The following is a 17,794-nucleotide window of genomic DNA, read 5'->3' on the forward strand; positions in this document are numbered from 1 at the left end:
TTCGTGATGTTCCACCTCGTTCCCCGTAGAAAGGTGCCAACCATGGCCGCTTACCTCTGCCCGCCTGCCGTGATACACGGCAAGCACACCGTGAAGACCAGCGAGATCGTGGCGGAAGTGCGCGGCCGGCACCCGCACGCGGCGTGGGCGCCGCGGATTGACGGCATCGCGGCCAGTACGGGCATCGAGACCCGCGGGTGGATGCTGCCGCTGGAGACCGCCGTCGCGCCTGGCAGCGGGAGCGGCCTGCCGGCCGCCGGCATCGGGCCGACCCGAGAGGCGCTGGCCGGCGACGGGTTCAACGAGCAGGACGTGGATCGCGTGATCGCCGCCCTTGAGTCGATACCCGCGCCGCAGACCGTCCAGGAACGCACCGCGCCGGCGTGGGCAGCCGTGCAGTCCTACGGGGAGCATGCGGCGCGCGGGGCCCTGCAGATCGCCGGGCTGGACGCCGCAGACGTCGACTGCTTGATCACCAGCCACTCCACCACCCCGGCGCTGCCGGGGCTGGACGTCGCCCTGGCCAACAAGCTCCCGCTCCGCAGCGACGCCATGCTGCTGCCGGCCACGCAGTGGGCCTGCATCGCCGGGACCCGCTCCCTTGCGCTGGCGGCGGATCTCGTGGCCGCGGACCCCGACCGGGTGGTCCTGGTCGTGATAGCGGAGGCACTGAGCACGACCTACCAGCCCGCGGACGACACTCTGGAGTCCTTGATCGTGCGGTTGCTGTTCGCGGACACCGCGGTCGCCGCGGTGGTCACGGGCCGCCCGAGGCCCGAGTCGGTGCTGCGACTGGACGCTGCCTGGAACCACACTCTGCCCGGCACCCAGGACCTGCACCGCCTGGAGACACAGGCGGACGGCACCCACTTCGTGATGGACCGGCGCGGGCCGCGCGCCGTGCAGGAGACGGTCACCGCAATGTGGGAGTGGTTGCGCCTGCGTCACCAGGACGACCCCGAGTCCTGGCACCCCGATGTTCTGCTCGCGCACCCCGGTGGGACGCGAGTGCTGGAGTACATGGAGCAGACGATGCCCGACGGCTGGCCGTCGGGGCTGCTGGACCACAGCCGGGACAGCTACACCAGCGGCAACCGCGGTGGCGCCGCCGTGTTCGACATCATGCGCAGGGCGCACGACGCCGGGCAGGAACCGGGCAGTCGTGCCGTGCTGTACGCAGCCGCCCCGGGCCTCACGGCCACCGCCCTGGCAGGGGAATGGCTGTAGCGCGAGTTCGTGTCATCCGTGACAGCGGTCGCCGCCCATTCCGCCGTGGCGGCGTCTGACGAGCGCACGCCACCCGCGCCACCCGCAGCCGCAGCCGCGTCACCTCGCGACCGACGCCCAGACCACCTTGCCGGTGTCTGTCCACCGCACCCCCCACCGGGTGGTGAGTCCATGCACGACGTGCAGGCCTCGGCCACCGTCGTCCAGGACCCCGCCCCGGCCCAGCCGCGGCCTGCCGTTCCCTGTGTCGCCCACCTCGCACAGCAGCCCGTCGCCGGTCCTGATCAGCCGCAGCGTGATGGGTCCGGTGGCGAAGCGGACCGCGTTGGCGACCAGTTCGCTGACCACCAGCAGCACGGTGTCCCGGGTGTCATCCCGGGTGCCCCATTGCCCCAGCAGCACGGAGACCAGCGCGCGGGCCCGGGCGGCCGCGTCGATGCGGGCGGGCAGACGCCAGGTCGCGGTGTCCTCCTTGCGGTAGCCGATCATGCGCGCGAGCAGCAGAGTCACGTCGTCGCGTCGGCGCGCGGGCGCCAGCGCGGAGACCAAGCGCCGCGCGGCCTGCGGCAGGCCGTCCCACGGGTGCACCGTGGACACCGCGTCCGCCAGCATGCCGATGCCCTCGTCGATCGGCAGGGCGGGATCCTCCACCAGGCCGTCGGTGTAGAGGGCCAGCAGCGAGCCCGGGGGTGCGGCGAACGCGTGCACCTCGAACGGCTCCCGCAGTGCGAATTCGGCGCCCAGCCCGGGGTGGGGGCGTATGTCGACCGGGCCGCCGGGGCCGTCCGGGGGCACCAGGACCGGGGGGAGGTGGCCGGCGCTGGACAGTGCCACTTGGTGGCTGACCGGGTCGTATACGGCAATGCAGCAGGTCGAGCCGAGGGCGCTGTAACCGGCCGCCAGCCCGGACTCCGCGTCGTCCAGCAGCGTCACGGTCTCGTCCAGGTGCTCCAGCACCTCGTCGGGCGCCAGCCCCGCAGACAGCAGCGCGCGGGCCTCCATGCTCAGCTGTCCCATGGTCGCCGCTGCTCCCAGGCCGTGCCCGACGACGTCACCGACCACCAGTGCAGTACGGCCGTCCGGCAGCGGAAAACTGTTCACCCAGTCACCGCCGACGCCCGCACTGTCGGGGGTGGCGGGCTGGTAGACGCTGGCAGTCTCGATGGTGTCGCCGCCGGACCGTGGCAGGAGTCGGCGCTGCAGTGCCAGCACCTGTGTGTGCTCGCGCTGGTGCTGACGGGCCAGGTCGACGTGATGCGAGGTCCTGGCCACCAGCTCTTGCAGGTCGAGCAGCTCGCTGTCGTGGAAGGGGCGGTCCGCCCGCCGCCAGATCTCCGCCACCCCCAGAACGACGGGCGGCGCACCGTCCAGGACCAGCGGTATGTACGCCACACCTGCCGCTCGGTCACTGGGCACCAGGGCCCTTACCAGTCGCGCACTGCCGAGTACCCGCTCGATCGCCGCCCGGTCGGGTATGACGATGGCCTGCGCGGCGTCATCACGCCGTATCGCCTGTGACAGCAAGCGACTCGCATCGCTGGGAAGATCGTCGCCCGGAGTCATGTAGCCGTCGGGCCACGCCCGGTCCGGGACCAGGGCCGCTCGCCGCAGCCGGATGCGCCGCTGTGGCTGCTCGGTGACCACCTCGCCCGTCCACACGGCGAAGTCGAGGTCGATGGCGGCCACATCTCCCCAGGCCAGCAGAGACTCGGCCAGCGATTGCGCGGTCTCTCCGATGTCCAACGAGGTGCCGATCGCGGTCTCGGCGGCGTACAGGTGCAGCCTCTTGGCCATGGCGATCACAGTGACGGTCAAACCCTCCTGGGGCGCCGCGGCGGCCAGGATGCTCATCGAGACGACCAGCTCCGACCCGTCGCTGCGCCGCAGGCGCTGGACCCGGGCGACGTGTGGCTCACCGGTCTCGAGGACCTGTCGCAACCGTCGCGTGACCGTCGGTACGTCCCAGGGCGGCAGAAGAGCGACGAAAGGCCTCCCGGTCACGGCCACGACCCCCGCGAAGACGGGGGCGTCCAGATTGCTGCCGGTGATTCTCAGCTCCCGGTCCAGGTTGACCACGCCGAGGATCTGCTCCTGACGGCCGGGGGGCGAATTGGCGTGTACGCGCTGGCGGGCGGCGCTGTCGCCCTGCGGGTCGGCCGAACCGGCTGCCGCTGCCGCTGCGCCGCGTGGGATGTACCGCCCCAAAGCGCTGCTGACCTTGTCGAACGGCGACGAAGAGGAGGAGGACGATGTGGATTCCATGCGGCTCTCTCAGCTCGCTCGCCAACCCCGGCACAGCGTCGGGGCCGTACCAGAACCCGGGCGACAGGGTCCCGAGATTCCTGACCGCACACCTCATTCAATAACACCCGGGGCTGCTTCGCCCACACAGCGGACCGCACGCCTCACCGACGCCCCCTGGACCTGTCCATCGCGCCGGGGCTGGCCGCGCGCAGGTCAGGACGGGGTCACCGTGCGCGAGAACCTCACGGCAGCCCGCTGCGTACCCTGGCGGCATGCGCATGCGCCCCACTCTCGCCTGGACCCCGCCTCAGGACTGGCCGTCGGGCACCACGGATCTGGAGCCGGTCGCCAATGCGCTGAGCACCGGCGGTGTGCTGGTACTCAGCGGGGCGGGCATCTCCACGGAGTCGGGCATCCCTGACTACCGGGGCGAAGGCGGGAGCCTGAGCCGGCACACGCCGATGACGTATCAGGAGTTCACCGCCAGTGACCAGGCCCGGCGTCGGTACTGGGCACGCAGCCACCTCGGCTGGCGCACGTTCGGTCGTGCCCGCCCCAATGCCGGGCACCGGGCCGTGGCCGCGTTCGCGCGGCACGGCCTGGTGGCTGCGGTGATCACTCAGAATGTCGACGGCTTGCACCAGGCCGCGGGCAGCAAGGATGTCGTCGAGCTTCACGGAAGCCTGGGGCGGGTCGTCTGCCTCTCCTGCGGCACCTTCAGCCCGCGCGGTGAACTGGCCAAACGGCTTCAGGAGGCCAACGCGGGCTTCGATCCGGTGGCCGCAGCGATCAACCCGGACGGTGACGCCGACCTCACCGACGAACAGGTGGGGGACTTCCGAGTCGTGCCCTGCACGCTGTGCGGAGGCATTCTCAAACCGGACGTGGTGTTCTTCGGCGAGAACGTCCCCCCGCAGCGGGTCGAACACTGCCGCACGCTGGTCCGTGAGGCGGCCTCGCTGCTGGTCCTGGGCTCCTCACTGACAGTGATGTCCGGGCTCCGGTTCGTCCGCCAGACGGTCCAGTCCGACAAACCGGTGCTGATCATCAACCGGGATCCGACTCGGGGCGACCTCCACGCCGTCACCCGCGTCGCCCTCCCGCTGGGAACAGCCCTCACCACCATGGCTGAACGGTTGGACATCCAGGTCGATTGAGGTCCGGCAGTGATCCGACTGGACGTGCGTGCCGCGTCCGGTGATCCGGTGCCGTTCAGAAGAAACCCCTTGGTCTCGGCTTATGCGGATGGCCGCCGGAACGGTGACCACGGCTTCCGGCCGGTGGCATGGAGGGTGATCGCGCAGGCCAGCGTCAAAACGAACAGGGCGCCGGACAGCGTCCCCGCGAACGGGGTCTCAGGACCGGGTTCGGTGAACGGGAGGGCGCGGACCCGGGGCCACTTCACGGTCACGTCGCCCGAGGCGTCGAGGTAGGCCACCGCGCCGTCGAAGCGGTCCACCGCCCAGAACAGGCCGCGCCGGTCCTGCGGGGTGTGGGCCGGTGACGGCAGTGGGCTCAGCTCGCTCGTGCCGACGCGGTCGGCGGGCACCGCGTCCGGGAAGTAGGTGATCAGCAGCTTGCGTGCCGCGGTCGCCTGGCTGACCAGGTATCCGTTGGCCAGCTGTGCGTATCCGGACGGTACGTCGATCAGCCGCCCCGTGGCCCGGTCGTACACACCCGCATCACCGCCGGGCCCGCAGGACCAGTAGATCCAGCGGCCCACCACCTGCAGCTCCTCGGGAACGCAGGTGGCGCCGACGGACTGCGTGCCCACTGTCTTCAGGGACGGCAGAGAGACCGCAAAGACCCTGCCGGGTTCGCTGCCCGGCGTCCACAGAGTGTTGTTCCACAGGGCCGCGGGCTGCCGGGGACCGCTGCTCAGTACCTTGTCCCCGTCCCGTACCTCCTGGCTGCCGGTTCCTACCGGGCAGATCTTCTGGTCCGACGGGCGGACCACCCGGTAGGGACCGGCGGCCGCCACGACCTTCCCGACCCCGCAGACGTTGTGGGCGACGGACGACCTGCCCGTGGCGGTGAGCTGCAGGCAGTCCTCGTAGCACGGCTGGTCCCAGCCCGCGCTCATGGCGTCGACGTAGGGCTCTTGGTCCGGCACCCGGTACCCCAGGTTGCCCAGCTCCTCGAGCGGTCCGGCGGTCAGCTTTCCGCCCGCCGTGAGGGAGAGTTTGGACGCGGTGAGGAAGGTGTTGCCCTCGCCCGGTGCGGGCGCCCTCTCGGTGGCGAGCAGCAGCCGCCCGTGGTCGAGGGCCATGCCGCCGGCCTCCCACACCGTGACCGCAGGCAGCGGCACGACCGGTTCGGCGACCGGAGTGCCGTCTCCGGCAAGTGTGATGCGCTGCACCGCCCAGTGCTCCTGGTCGCTGCCACCGTCGATGTAGACGCTGCCGTCCTGGGCGTTGACGAAGCGGGTACGGAGGGTGGAACGGGGCAGCAGCGTCCGTGCCGGGCCGCCCGCGACGGGTACGGCGTGGACCGTGCCGTCGATCATGTTGGCGTACACCAGCCAGTCGCCGACCGCCCGGACCATGTCCGCGCTCCATTGGCCTTCGAGGGGCTTCTCCTCGTCATGCAGCCGGTCGACGAAGGTTCCGGGCTTGTCCGGCCGGGCACGGTCGATGACGTACAGTTTCGACCTTTTGAAACTCTTGTCGCCAACCTCGAAGACGACCTTGTCGCGGCCGAGGTGCAAGGCGCGCATCCGGTCGAAGCCCCGTCGCGGTACATAGGTCACCCGGGCGGTCGCGAGATCCAGCAGCGCGGTGCGCCCGGCATCGCCGCCCGCGGGACTGTAATGGAACACGCCGCCGCGCCCGTCCGATGTCGCGCCGTGGACGAAGTCGCCGTCGTCGTTGGCAACAGCGTTGTCGAGGTCGTTCTGGATTCCGGACACTTGGCGATCAGTCGGCGGGCCGCCGCCGTCGGGGATTTCGAGAAGGTGCAGGGTTCTCTCGCCGTCGACCACGCGCTGGGTCACCAGACGGTTCTCGGCGAACATCTGGGTGGCGGTGTCGGTCGCGGGCAGGTCCACCTGTACGACCTCGCCGGTCACGTAGTGGCGGATCCGGTAGGTGTTCGTCTCCTTCACCCGTTCCAGCCCGAGGCCACCGAGGACAGCCACCGGAGTGGGCAGGCCTTCAATGGTCGAGCCGTCGTCGCCGACCCACGTCGACAGGCTCGACGGGTCGGTGGGCGATGGCGACGACAGATAGCCGGAGCTGTCCGCGGCGTGCAGGTGCGCCGGCCTTGTCGTCATGTGTGCTGCCTGAAGCGTGACGGACGGCATCCCCTCGTCGTCCGTCACGGCCGCCGAGGCCGGTGTCAAGGTCAGCAGCCCGGCCCCTACCGACAGAACCGCGGCACCGACGGCCAGTCCCAGCGTGCCTCTTCTTCCTCTCCCTCGCGCTGTTCGCACCACGCGCCCCCTGAACCCTTGAGTGCCCTTGATCGGCTGTCCAGCCGGTCCGACTCACAGCACGGGGCACAGGTTGCGTGCGCCTGGCGGAAAGATCCGAACTGACTCAGGCCTCTTCGAAGCAGACATTCGGCGGTCATGTGCCATACCTGCGGGGGCCGTTCGGTATTCATCTCGCCGGCATTGGTCAGCCACACCTACTCATCCGTTTCAGCCGCGTCGTCACCAACGCGGTGAGCTGGTCGAGGCTGTGTTTGGTGAGGTTGGCCAGCGAACTCGGTGAAGCCCTTGCGACGGCCCTTGGCAGGACCACGGTCGAGGTGGATGCGGTCTGCGCCCCACCCTGCGCGACCCGGGCCGCGGGGTGGGGCCCGCCGGCGTGGTGCGTCGGCTACCGCTTCCCGACGGTGTACGTCAGGTGGGTCACCCGGGATGATGCGTCCGTGCGGGTCTGGTCGAGGGCGAGGTGGGACGGGTCCACGCGGTCGAACAGGCGGATGCCAGTGCCGAACAGGACGGGCGCGAGGGTGATCGAGAACTCGTCGATCAGGCCGCCGTCCAGGTACCCCTGGATCGTCTCGGCGCCGCCGGCGATGCGGACGTCGCGGTCGCCGGCGACCTCGCGGGCCTGGTCGAGGGCGCTGGAGATGCCGTCGTTGACGAAGTGGAAGGTGGTGCCGCCCGGCCGCTCCCACGGGTCACGCTTGGTGTGGGTGACGACGAACACCGGGGTGTGGAACGGCGCCTTCTCCGGCCATGCCAGCTCGCCGGCGTCGAACATGCGCTTGCCCATGACGCTCACGCCGGTGCGCTCGTACGTCGCCCGTGCGATGTCGTTGTCGAGTCCTTCCTCGCCGCCCTCGCCGAGCCCCAGGTTCTCCCTGAACCACCGCTGCGGGAACGCCCACGCCTGCAGTTCCGACCACTTCGCCATCCAGCGCTGGACCCTCGGGTCGTTCTGACCTTCGGGCGAGAAGACGTCCTCGACGGGCACGGCCTCCGGCGCCATGAAGCCGTCGAGCGACATCGTCACGCTGAAGAACACCTTCCCGGCCATCAGCCCTGCGCTCCCTTCGGTCCGGTCTCGTTCCGGGCGGTCTCGCTCCGGGTGAGTTCGGCGACGTAGGCCGCCAGGTTGCCCAGCGTCTGCTCGCCACCCTCGACCGCGTGGTACTTCTCCACCGCCTCGTCGCGCAGTTCCTTGGTGGGGAACACCGTGCGCATCACGATCCTGGTCTCCTCGCCGGCCGGCTCGAAAGTCAGGACCGACTCGAAGGCGTTGGGGTCGTCGCGGGACTCGCCGTGCACCAACGCGATCCGCTCCGGCGGGACGATCTCGGTCCAGGTGATCCACTCCTGGTAGTCGGTCCCGTCCGGGCCGTGCATCACGAAGGCCCAAGCGCCGCCCGCGCGGAACTCGAAGGACCGCGTCGTGGTGGTGAACCCTTCCGGTCCCCACCACCGCGACAGGTGCCGGACCTGCGTGAACGCCTCGAACACCAGCTCCCGTGGGGCGCCGATGGCCCGGGAGATCACGATCTCGCGGTCCGCGGTCGTGCGGTCAGGCTCGCCGCCGCTACTGGTCGTCGTCATCCGGTGGTTCCTCCTGCCTTGCCTGTTTCAGATCCTGCACGTACTCGTCCAGCCGGTCGAAGGTCGCGTTCCAGAACTGTTCGAAGCCGCCCACCCACTCGTGGACCGGCCGCAGCCCGCGGGCGTCCAGGTCGTACAGCCGCTGCTTGCCCGCCCCGCGGACCCGCACCAGACCGACCTCGCGAAGCACCCGCAGGTGCTTGGACGCCTGCGGTTGGGTCATCCCCAGGTCCCGCGCCAGTTCGGTCACGGGCCGCTCGCCGCCCCGCAGCAGCGCCAGGATCTCCCGCCGCTGCGGCTCGGCGATCGCGTTGAACGCGTCCGAGGTCGTCGCCGCTCGTGCCATGCCAGCAATCATATGCCTATATCGGAATGCGTCAACGCGAGGACTGCGGACTGAGGACCGTGTGAGCAACGACCGACTCGGACTTGCAGAGGTCCGGGTGGCACTACCGCGGCTTGCAACGCCCGTCCACTACGTCTGCTGCTCAAGCCCGTTCCTCACGCCTGTGACTTTCACCGACGCCTCGGTCGTCTTGGAGCCACTGGCCGAAGCGGGGGCGGGGCCCGAGTTCAGCGCGTTGCGGACGGCCGTCAGGATGTCCTCGGTGTCGGCGCCGAGCGCTCGGGCCGCGGAGGTGAAGTCCCGGGCCAGAGTGCCGAGTTGGTGGGCATCGTGCGCGTGCGGCCCGGACGGGAGCGCCGCCACTCGCGTACCCGCGCCACGGCGGGTGCGGATCAGTTCGGCGGCCTCCAGCTCGCGGTAGGCACGGGCCACGGTGCCCGGCGCCAGGCCGAGGTCGGCAGCGAGCTGGCGCACGGTGGGCAGGCGTTCGCCCTCCGACAGCTGGCCGGTGCGAATCAGCGCGGCCAGCTGGGCGCGGATCTGCTCGTACGGCGGTACCTGACTGGTGGTGTCGACACGGACTGCGCGGTCACTCATCGTCGAACGTCCCATCGTCTGCTGCCTCGTCGCCAACCGCCCGCGGTGCCACCACGGTTACCAGGGACCATCCGAACGTGAACACACTCAGCAGACCCAGGGGACAGATCGCCACGATGGTGACGGCGCCCAGCACGCCGGCGCAGGCCCTCTCGGTGAGTGCGATGAGAAGCATCAGAACGACGAGGAGCACCTGACTGGACACCAACAGCCCCCAGGCTCCCGTAATCGCCCACGCACGGTCGCGGCGCTGCTGGTAGTCGCCCGGCCCGAAGGCGATACGGCGCAGGGCCCAGACGCAGGCGGGGGTTCCGGCCGCGAGGGCGGCGAACATCGGGCCGCTGTAGTACAGGCCGGGCCAGGGACCGAGGGACGCGGTCATCCCTTCGCAGGCGACGGTCATGACACGCCCCGCTCCGCCTATCCGGTCGGGGCCGGAGGAGGCCGTGACGGCGCCCATGACCAGCAGAGCGACGAGGGAGGCCGCCTGCAGAAGGAGCAGGGGTCCCATACGGGGCGGCACGTGCTCTCGGACCAGACGTGGGGCGAGACTCGCGGTGCGTACCGCTTCCTGGGGACGCAGGGTCAGGGCGTCGCCGAGCAGGACACCGCCCACCGCGCACAAGCCGAAAGCAGTGATGGCGAACACGAGGGGAATGGTGATGTCGCCGCTCTCCATCGTGACCAACTGCTGTGCGACCACGATTCCGATGGCCAGGCCGGACCAGCGGGCGTAGTGGTCGGCGTGGTCGAGAAGCCGGGACTGGAGCGGGACGGTGTCGAGCACGTGGAGATCCCCCAGAGCATCTTGTACCAAACTGTGGGTACAAGATGCCCTGGTCGGAATCTTGTGTCAAACGCTCGATACAACGAGACGCGGGCAATTGCCCGGTGCGGTCCGGTTCTTGGGCGTGAGGGCAAAGCCGGCGAGGTCCACCTGCTCCTCAATGCCGCGTGCGCGTCGAGGCCGGCGCGGCCTCAGTCGGCTGACCTCTCGTTGATCAGGGAGCCCTGGCTCAGCCATCGAACGAATGCGAAAACCCAGGTCGCGGAGAGGAGGAGCAACAAGATGAGGGCCAGGAGCCAGGGGGCGGGGCGGGACCAGCCGACGAGGAGGGCGACGACGGCTGCCGCGACGAGTACGGCTTGCACCGACTTGTAGACGGATGGATAGCGGTCGTAGTCCTCCAGGGTGGGCAGAAGCACCACGGTGGTGAGCAGCATGACGGCTACGGACCCACCCATCAGCCAGCTGATGGCGACTGGTGTCCGGTGATCGGTGGCGTGCTCCACAAGCCCGACCGTGCCCGCCCCGGCTGCCGCCACCGCCATGGCCATAGGCAAGTGAGTGAAGATCCACGTCGCCAGGAAGTGGCCGGCCTCGCGGGGCAGCCGTCCGGACACCAAGTCGGCGTAGTTCCACCAGAAGCCGAAGCCGATGGCGAGCCCGAGCAGGCCCGTGGTCGTGACGAGGGTGCTGCGTTCGGTGTCCGTCAGGCCGTTCACGACACCGATGACGACTTCACCGAGCACGATGATGATGAACAGTCCGAAGCGCTCGACCATGGGGTCGGTCACGACGCCATAACTCGGCGTCCTGCGCCAGAAAATGAGAATGACGCACTCAACGCTGCACCACGCGACGACGAACACCGCCCAGACGACGAGACGGACGTCGGCCGACAGAGGTACCGAAGCCGCGATCACGATGATGCCCGCGACCATGACGATCAGATAGCGACGGGGCGTCCTGCGCAGTTCCGGCGGGTCCTGCCGGTACACGGAGTACCACTGGTAGGTCAGCAGAGCCAGAAGCAGTGCGTAGAGTGCCGCCAGGGTGCGGCCGTCGTCGCCGTCGGCGTGGCCGACGTAGACCGCCATGAGGGACAGCAGCAGCATCTGCACGAAGATCAGCAAGCGGGTGTGACCGTCTTCGCGGCCGTGCAGTTCGTAGAAGAGTGTGCCGTTCAGCCAGGCGATCCAGATCAGCCCGAAGACCACTGCGAAAGTCGCCGTGCCTCGCCAGGTGAAGTCCTCCGCGAGGGTGTGGGCCGCCTGCCCGACCAGGACGACGTAGACCAGGTCGTAGAAGAGCTCCAGGAAGCTGACGCTGCGACTGGTGTCGACCTCACCGTGGCGCCGCGGCGGGCGGAAGAGCCATCGGCGGGTACCCGTGCCCAGGGGGACTGCCTCCGCGGCGACGGGACGAGGCTCGGGGGCACTGTCGGACATGTGAGGCTCCTGTAGGGCGCGGCCGAACGTGTGGCGCAGCGATGGTGACGGCTGCACTGCCGCGGTAGCCGCGGGCACGCCGCAGTACGTCGGACTGCTGCCGGTATTTCGGCAGGGCGGAGCAGCGAGGGTTGCGGCACTCGATCCGCGCGGTTGCGCGAGCCGCCAGGACCACCCGGGGCCCCGTCACCGGTCAGCGTGGACGTCCCCCTGAGCCGTGAGGACGACGGCTTCTTGCTGGGGGAAGGCGCCGGGCGGGATGCCCGGGAAGGATTGCGCCGGGGTAGCTTGCTCGTCACCGGCCGACAGACCCAAGGTCAGGCGGGTGACGATGCGGTAGCGGTCGCCGCGGTAGATGGAGTGGACGTACTCGACGGCCTGGCCATTCGTGTCGCTGGTGAGGCGCTCGAAGAGGAGCGCCGGCGACAGGTGCGGCACCCCGAGGATCTTGGCCTCGGCCTGACTGACGACGGTGGGCTCGATCGTCTGCACGGCTTCACTCACCCGGACTCCGTGGCGGTCGTGAAGGTGCTCGTACAGGTCGCCCGTCTCCAGTTCCTGCGCGGTCAGCGCGGGCACCAGGCTCGCGGGAATGTGCAGGTGCTCGATGGCCATGGGGGCGCCGTCGACGAGCCGTAGCCGCGCCACGTAGACGATGTCGGCGGCGGGTGACAGGTGCAGTTTGCGGCCGACCCGGGCCCCGGCGGCGATGGTGGTGAACTCCAGCAGGCGGCTCGTCCAGGCGCCGGATGCCCTGGGAACGACCATGGCCCGGCGGTCCGACACCAGCTCCTGCGTGATCTTCTCCGGCGCCACGAACATGCCTCGGCCGTGCTCACGCACGAGACGTCCTGCGGCGACCAGTTCGTCGACGGCTGCCCGCAGGGTTGGCCTGGAGACGTGCAGAGCAGCGCACAGGGACCGCTCGGAGGGGATGGCGTCGCCGGGGTTGAGCGATTCCATGAGTTCGAGGATGTGGTCCCGGACGCGTTCTCGCTTGAGAACCGTCCCCGACTCGCCAGCGTTCATGCTGCTGCTCCCGCCCCGCCGTCCGTGACTTCACCTGACCAGTCCTCACTTCTTCTTACCACTGGTCGAGTACTGGTCAGCCGGAGTGTAGCCATCAATCGTCCACCATGGCAGCCGTGTCGCACGGCTCAACGTGCATCGTTCAACCAACAGCCAGGCCAGCGTGGAGGGTTGACGCTTCGATTGGTCTATGCCACCTTCATCGACCAACAAGAGGTCACCTGACCAGTCGATGAACTGGTCAGGTGGCGTGGTGCTTTCCTCTCAGGGGTGAACTGTGAAGCTCCGCATGCTTGCTGGTGTTTCCGCGCTGGTGATCGCCGGCGGCCTCAGTGGCTGCGGCGGCGATTCGGAGTCGTCCGGCGATTCCGCCGACGGCCGGACGACGATCGATGTCTGGCTCATGCGCGACAGCGTCTCGGCGCAGTTCCAGAAGGAGTTCGTCGCGGGCTTCGAGGCAGCTCACGCGGACATCGACGTGAAGGTCCAGATCCAGGAGTGGGACGGAATCGGCGAGAAGGTGACCGCCGCCCTCGCCAGCAATGACGCTCCGGATGTCATCGAGACGGGCAACACCCAGGTCGCCCAGTTCGCGCAGAGCGGCGGCCTGCTCGACCTCAGTGACAAGGCCGACGAGCTCGGGGGCGGCAACTGGCTGAAGGGGCTCGCCGAACCGGGCGCGTACGAGGGCAAGCAGTACGGCATCCCGTACTACGCGGCCAACCGAGTCGTGATCTACCGCACTGACCTGTTCAAGAAGGCCGGCGTCGACGCCGCTGCCATCAAGACCCGCGCCCAGTGGATCGCCGCGACCGAGAAGCTCAACGCGGGCGGGACACAAGGCATCTACCTGCCGGGGCAGATGTGGTACGCGCTGGCCGGGTTCATCTGGGACGAGGGCGGCGACCTCGCCACCCGGTCCGGCGACACCTGGAAAGGCGCACTCGACACCCCGCAGGCCATACGCGGCATGAACTTCTACGAGCAGTTGCAGGGCCTCGGCAAGGGCCCCAAGGACTCCGACGAGGCGCAGCCCCCGCAGGCCGAGGTCATGGCCAAGGGGCAGGTGGCGCAGATCATTTCGACCCCCGGCGGGGCCAACGTCGTCATCGCGAACAATCCCGGCCTCAAGGGCAAGCTCGGCTTCTTCCCGATCCCCGGCAAGACCGCCGGGCGGCCCGGTTCGGTGTTCATCGGCGGTTCCGACCTCGTCATCCCGGCGGCATCGGGCAAACAGGACGCCGCCTTCACGTTCATCAAGGAACTCACCGGTGACACCTGGCAGCGCAAGCTCGCCGCGGCCATGAGCTACGTACCGAACAAGACGACCCTGGCCGACGCGGTCGCCGCCGACCCCGGCGCCTCCGCGATGGCAGTGGGCGCCGCCGTCGGCCGGGCGACACCCAACACCCCCGGCTGGGCCGCCGTCGAGGCGAAGAACCCCATCAAGGACTACATGACCGCGGTGCTCACCGGCGCCGATGCCCAGGCCGAGGCCGAGAAGGCGTCCGCATCGATCACGGCGGCCATGGCGACCGGATCCTGAGCCGTCATCGACGCCGCGCTCGGCCCGCCCGTGCCCTTGGACCCACCGCACAGCACGAGCCGCACACCGAGAGGAGAGGACATCGTGACCGTCGTCCGTGAAGCCGGCGCTCCGCCCACCTCGCTCCCCCGGCCGGCCGACGGCTCCGCCCGACCGGGCCGCGGGGGCAAGCGCGGGCGCGGGCCCGTCGGGAGCGGAGCCTGGCCCTATCTGCTGATCGCCCCCGCGGTCCTGGGCATGCTGTATCTGCTCGCCTACCCCCTGGTGCGCACGGTGCTGATATCGCTCCAGGACTTCCGCTTGCGTCAACTCATCCAAGGTGACGCCCGGTTCGTGGGCCTGCGGAACTACGAGACCCTGCTGACGGATGCCCACTTCTGGCAGGTCGTGCGCCGCACGTTCCTCTTCATGGCCGTGAACGTCGCCCTGATCATGCTGCTCGCCACCCTGGTCGCCCTGGTGATCGAGCGGTTGGGCCGCGTGGGCCGCATCGCCGTACTCAGTGCGCTCGTGCTGACCTGGGCCATGCCGGTGATCGCCGCCACGACGGTCTTCCAGTGGCTGTTCCACTCGGAGTTCGGCATCGTCAACTGGGCCTTGCAGCAGCTGGGGTTCACGTCGTTCGACCGCTACCCCTGGTTCGCCCACGGCACGGCCGCCTTCAGCATCCTGGTCGCGCTGATCGTCTGGCAGTCGGTGCCGTTCGCGGCCATCACCCTGTACTCGGCCCTGGTCACCGTGCCGACGGAACTGTACGAGTCGGCGCGCATCGACGGCGCCTCGGCACGGCGCATCTTCCGCGCCATCACGTTTCCCATGATCCGGCCGATCTTCATGCTGGTGTTCTCGCTGGAGGTCATCTGGACCTTCAAGGCGTTCGTACAGATCTGGGTGATGACCAACGGCGGCCCCGGCGACGCCACCACGATCCTGCCCGTCTACGCCGTGCAGACCGCGCTGTCGAGTCAGCGCTACGACCTCGGCTCGGCCGCCTCGATGGTCACCGTGCTGATGCTGGCCGGCGTGCTCGTCTTCTACTTCCGTCAGATGTTCCGCCAGGAGGGCGAGGCCCTATGAGCGTCCCGCGAGGCGTCACCAGCAGCACGACGCGCCCCCGGCTTCGGCTTCGGCGCATGCCGCTGCACATCGCCGCCGGAGTGATCGTCGTAGTCTGTCTCTTCCCCGTCTACTGGATGGTCGCCACCGCGTTCAAGCCCAGCCGGGACATCCAGTCCGCCAGTCCCCAACTGCTGCCCCAGACCTGGACGCTGGACCACTTCCGTGCCGCTGTCGACGCCGACGGCTTCGGATTGTTCTGGCGCAACAGCATCCTCGTGACCCTGGGCGCCGTCCTGCTCTCCCTGCTTGTCGCACTGGGCGCGTCGTTCGCCGTCGCCCGCATGCGCTGGCGCGGCAGACGGCAGTTCATGCTCATGGTGTTCATCGCGCAGATGGCGCCGTGGGAGGCGCTGATCATCCCGGTGTACATCATCTCCCGCGACACCGGCATGCTCGACCGGCTGCCCACCCTGACGCTGGTCTACTTCATGATGACGCTGCCGTTCACCATCGTGGTGCTGCGCGGGTTCATCGCCGCCATCCCACCGGAGCTGGAGGAGGCGGCACAGGTCGACGGCTGCACACGCCTGACGGCTTTCCGTCACATCGCCTTCCCGCTGCTCGCCCCCGGGCTGATGGCCACCTCACTGTTCGGCTACATCACCGCCTGGAACGAGTTCACCTACGCCAACTTCCTGATCATCAAGCACCAGGACAGCCGCACCCTGCCGGTATGGCTGTCCTCCTTCCAGAACGTCTTCGGCACGGACTGGGGCGCCACCATGGCCGCCTCCACACTCTTCGCCCTCCCCGCGCTCGCCGTGTTCCTGCTGCTCCAGCGCCATGTGACGGCCGGCTTCGCCGCCGGCGCCGTCAAGGGCTGACACTCCCCCGCTCTGTCCCGCACCCGACCCCCGGAGACAGCTGTGCCCGCACCCCCGCCCGTGGCCTTCTCCCTGCTCCCCCGCCCCACCAAGGCCCATGCCAGAGCCGGCCACTTCACCTTCGGCCCCGATACCTGCCTGCGCATCAGCAGCGGTGCCGAACCCGCCGCCCAGCTGCTGCGCACCCTGCTCACCCCCGCCACCGGTCTGCCGCTGCAATCCGCCGAGGACGCAGCCGTCGTCCTGGCTCTCGACCCGGCCCTGACCGGACTCGGCAGCGAGGGCTACGGGCTGACGGTCGGACAGCACTCCGTGCTGCTGCGCGCCGCACAGGCCACCGGCCTGCTGCGCGGAGTGCAGACGATCCGCCAGCTCCTGCCCGTGCAGGCCCTGGCGGCATCCCCGCAGCGTGGTGTGCGATGGTCAATTCCCTGCCTGGAGATCACGGACATCCCCCGGCACCGCTGGCGCGGAGCGATGCTCGACGTGGCCCGCCACTTCCAGCCGGTGTCCTACCTACGCCGCTACGTCGACCTCCTCGCCCTGCACAAGATCAATGTCTTTCATCTGCATCTGACCGACGACCAGGGCTGGCGGATGCCGATCTCGGCCTACCCCAAGCTCACTGAGATCGGCGCCCATCGACTCCAGTCCATGATCCGCGCCGGCAGCGATGACTACGACGGCGTGCCGCACGGCGGCGCCTACACCCGCGCCGAGTTGACCGACCTGGTGGAGTACGCGGCTACCCGAGGCATCACCGTGATGCCCGAGATCGAGATGCCCGGCCACGTCCGTGCCGCCCTGGCCGCGTATCCGCACCTGGGAAACCGTCCCGACCGGGTGCTGGACGTGTGGACCAGGTGGGGAGTCTGCGACACCGTCCTCGGCGTCCACGAGGAGGTCTTCGACTTCTGCCGCACCGTGCTGGAGGAGGTCATGGACGTCTTCCCCTCCCCCTACCTCCACATCGGCGGGGAAGAGTGCCCCGTCACCGAATGGGAGCAGAGCCCGGAAGCCAGGGCGCGTGCCCGGTATGCGGGGTTGAGCGGTCCCGCCGCACTGCACGGGTGGTTCATGGGCCGCGTCGGAGCGTTCCTGGTCCGGAACGGTCGACGGCCGGTCGGCTGGGCCGAGTCCGGTACCGAGCTGTCCGACGACTTCACCGTGATGGCCTGGCGCGACCCTGCGCATGCCCTTGCCGCCGCCGGGCGCGGCCACGACGTGATCAACGCCCATTACCGCGCCACCTACTTCGACTATCCGCAGAGCAGCGGTACCCAGGAGCAGCCGGCGCAGCCAGGAGCCGTCGTGGCGCTGAAGGACGTACACGCGCACGATCCCGTCCCCGAGGGGGCGGCACCCGAAGCCGCCGCCCGCATCCTGGGCACCCAGGCGCAGCTGTGGACCGAGTACGCCGCAACGCCCTCCCGCCTCGAGTACCTCACCTATCCGCGCCTGTGCGCCTTGGCGGACCGCGCCTGGAGCGGTCCCACGCCCTTGGCGGAGTTCCGCTCCCGTCTGGCCCGGCACACTGCGCGCCTCGACGCCCTCGGCGTCAGCCGCCATCCCGGAAGCCGCACCACAGCACAGCCCTGATCCCCCGA

At 69.4% G+C, this 17,794-nt stretch carries 15 protein-coding genes; 6 read left to right on the forward strand and 9 right to left on the reverse strand.

The annotated features are described in order from the left end of the window. Positions 1-42 precede the first annotated feature (42 nt). Positions 43-1,227: a type III polyketide synthase gene (locus OG254_RS01565; protein WP_405576566.1), complete on the forward strand. Its 1,185-nt coding sequence runs from the start codon at positions 43-45 to the stop codon at positions 1,225-1,227. 99 nt (positions 1,228-1,326) lie between these two features. On the opposite strand, the gene OG254_RS01570 is transcribed toward OG254_RS01565, so the two are convergent. Next, positions 1,327-3,489, reverse strand: a complete 2,163-nt coding sequence (locus OG254_RS01570; RefSeq protein ID WP_405576568.1) for a SpoIIE family protein phosphatase — start codon at positions 3,487-3,489, stop codon at positions 1,327-1,329. 254 nt (positions 3,490-3,743) lie between these two features. On the opposite strand from OG254_RS01570, the gene OG254_RS01575 reads away from it, so the two are divergent. After that, complete coding sequence (locus tag OG254_RS01575; RefSeq protein WP_405576570.1) at positions 3,744-4,628, forward strand: NAD-dependent protein deacetylase; 885 nt, start codon at positions 3,744-3,746, stop codon at positions 4,626-4,628. A gap of 80 nt (positions 4,629-4,708) precedes the next feature. Here OG254_RS01575 and OG254_RS01580 read toward each other — a convergent pair whose 3' ends face one another. The 8 genes from OG254_RS01580 to OG254_RS01615 all read right to left on the reverse strand — a co-directional run bounded on the left by OG254_RS01580 (position 4,709) and on the right by OG254_RS01615 (position 12,698). Continuing rightward, positions 4,709-6,742, reverse strand: a complete 2,034-nt coding sequence (locus tag OG254_RS01580; RefSeq protein ID WP_405576572.1) for a hypothetical protein — start codon at positions 6,740-6,742, stop codon at positions 4,709-4,711. A 550-nt stretch (positions 6,743-7,292) separates the two neighbouring features. Further along, positions 7,293-7,958 carry a dihydrofolate reductase family protein gene (locus OG254_RS01585; RefSeq protein WP_405576574.1) on the reverse strand — a complete coding sequence of 222 codons (666 nt, stop codon included), beginning with the start codon at positions 7,956-7,958 and terminating at the stop codon, positions 7,293-7,295. After that, on the reverse strand, positions 7,958-8,494 hold the full coding sequence (locus OG254_RS01590; RefSeq protein WP_405576576.1) for an SRPBCC family protein: 537 nt from the start codon (positions 8,492-8,494) through the stop codon (positions 7,958-7,960). The genes OG254_RS01585 and OG254_RS01590 overlap by 1 nt, the downstream gene beginning before the upstream one ends. Next, entirely contained in the window at positions 8,478-8,840 is a 363-nt protein-coding gene (locus tag OG254_RS01595; protein WP_147994692.1) for a helix-turn-helix transcriptional regulator, read from the reverse strand. The genes OG254_RS01590 and OG254_RS01595 overlap by 17 nt, the downstream gene beginning before the upstream one ends. Positions 8,841-8,969: 129 nt before the next feature. Then, a complete protein-coding gene (locus OG254_RS01600; protein WP_405576578.1) occupies positions 8,970-9,437 on the reverse strand; it encodes a GntR family transcriptional regulator in 468 nt (155 codons plus the stop codon). Then, complete coding sequence (locus tag OG254_RS01605) at positions 9,430-10,224, reverse strand: hypothetical protein (RefSeq protein WP_405576580.1); 795 nt, start codon at positions 10,222-10,224, stop codon at positions 9,430-9,432. Before OG254_RS01605 ends, OG254_RS01600 begins: the two co-directional genes overlap by 8 nt. A gap of 191 nt (positions 10,225-10,415) precedes the next feature. Next, entirely contained in the window at positions 10,416-11,669 is a 1,254-nt protein-coding gene (locus OG254_RS01610) for a low temperature requirement protein A (protein ID WP_405576582.1), read from the reverse strand. A gap of 186 nt (positions 11,670-11,855) precedes the next feature. Beyond that, positions 11,856-12,698, reverse strand: a complete 843-nt coding sequence (locus OG254_RS01615) for a GntR family transcriptional regulator (RefSeq protein ID WP_405576584.1) — start codon at positions 12,696-12,698, stop codon at positions 11,856-11,858. A 289-nt stretch (positions 12,699-12,987) separates the two neighbouring features. On the opposite strand from OG254_RS01615, the gene OG254_RS01620 reads away from it, so the two are divergent. The 4 genes from OG254_RS01620 to OG254_RS01635 all read left to right on the forward strand — a co-directional run bounded on the left by OG254_RS01620 (position 12,988) and on the right by OG254_RS01635 (position 17,786). Beyond that, positions 12,988-14,244 carry an extracellular solute-binding protein gene (locus OG254_RS01620; RefSeq protein ID WP_405576586.1) on the forward strand — a complete coding sequence of 419 codons (1,257 nt, stop codon included), beginning with the start codon at positions 12,988-12,990 and terminating at the stop codon, positions 14,242-14,244. 84 nt (positions 14,245-14,328) lie between these two features. After that, positions 14,329-15,321, forward strand: coding sequence for a carbohydrate ABC transporter permease (locus tag OG254_RS01625; RefSeq protein ID WP_405576588.1), 993 nt, complete (start codon positions 14,329-14,331; stop codon positions 15,319-15,321). Beyond that, positions 15,318-16,187: a carbohydrate ABC transporter permease gene (locus tag OG254_RS01630; RefSeq protein ID WP_405576590.1), complete on the forward strand. Its 870-nt coding sequence runs from the start codon at positions 15,318-15,320 to the stop codon at positions 16,185-16,187. Before OG254_RS01625 ends, OG254_RS01630 begins: the two co-directional genes overlap by 4 nt. Positions 16,188-16,229: 42 nt before the next feature. Then, a complete protein-coding gene (locus OG254_RS01635; protein ID WP_405576592.1) occupies positions 16,230-17,786 on the forward strand; it encodes a beta-N-acetylhexosaminidase in 1,557 nt (518 codons plus the stop codon). The last annotated feature ends 8 nt before the right edge of the window (positions 17,787-17,794 follow it).

The sequence above is a fragment of the Streptomyces sp. NBC_01092 genome (assembly GCF_045039535.1).
Lineage (GTDB): Bacteria > Actinomycetota > Actinomycetes > Streptomycetales > Streptomycetaceae > Streptomyces.

Coding starts and splice junctions, on each gene's coding strand:
- OG254_RS01630 (WP_405576590.1), top strand. CDS start 15,318: ATGAGCGTCCCGCGAGGCGTCACCAGCAGCACGACGCGCCCCCGGCTT.
- OG254_RS01610 (WP_405576582.1), bottom strand. CDS start 11,669: ATGTCCGACAGTGCCCCCGAGCCTCGTCCCGTCGCCGCGGAGGCAGTC.
- OG254_RS01620 (WP_405576586.1), top strand. CDS start 12,988: ATGCTTGCTGGTGTTTCCGCGCTGGTGATCGCCGGCGGCCTCAGTGGC.
- OG254_RS01595 (WP_147994692.1), bottom strand. CDS start 8,840: ATGGCACGAGCGGCGACGACCTCGGACGCGTTCAACGCGATCGCCGAG.
- OG254_RS01590 (WP_405576576.1), bottom strand. CDS start 8,494: ATGACGACGACCAGTAGCGGCGGCGAGCCTGACCGCACGACCGCGGAC.
- OG254_RS01585 (WP_405576574.1), bottom strand. CDS start 7,958: ATGGCCGGGAAGGTGTTCTTCAGCGTGACGATGTCGCTCGACGGCTTC.
- OG254_RS01600 (WP_405576578.1), bottom strand. CDS start 9,437: ATGAGTGACCGCGCAGTCCGTGTCGACACCACCAGTCAGGTACCGCCG.
- OG254_RS01570 (WP_405576568.1), bottom strand. CDS start 3,489: ATGGAATCCACATCGTCCTCCTCCTCTTCGTCGCCGTTCGACAAGGTC.
- OG254_RS01565 (WP_405576566.1), top strand. CDS start 43: ATGGCCGCTTACCTCTGCCCGCCTGCCGTGATACACGGCAAGCACACC.
- OG254_RS01615 (WP_405576584.1), bottom strand. CDS start 12,698: ATGAACGCTGGCGAGTCGGGGACGGTTCTCAAGCGAGAACGCGTCCGG.
- OG254_RS01575 (WP_405576570.1), top strand. CDS start 3,744: ATGCGCATGCGCCCCACTCTCGCCTGGACCCCGCCTCAGGACTGGCCG.
- OG254_RS01580 (WP_405576572.1), bottom strand. CDS start 6,742: ATGACGACAAGGCCGGCGCACCTGCACGCCGCGGACAGCTCCGGCTAT.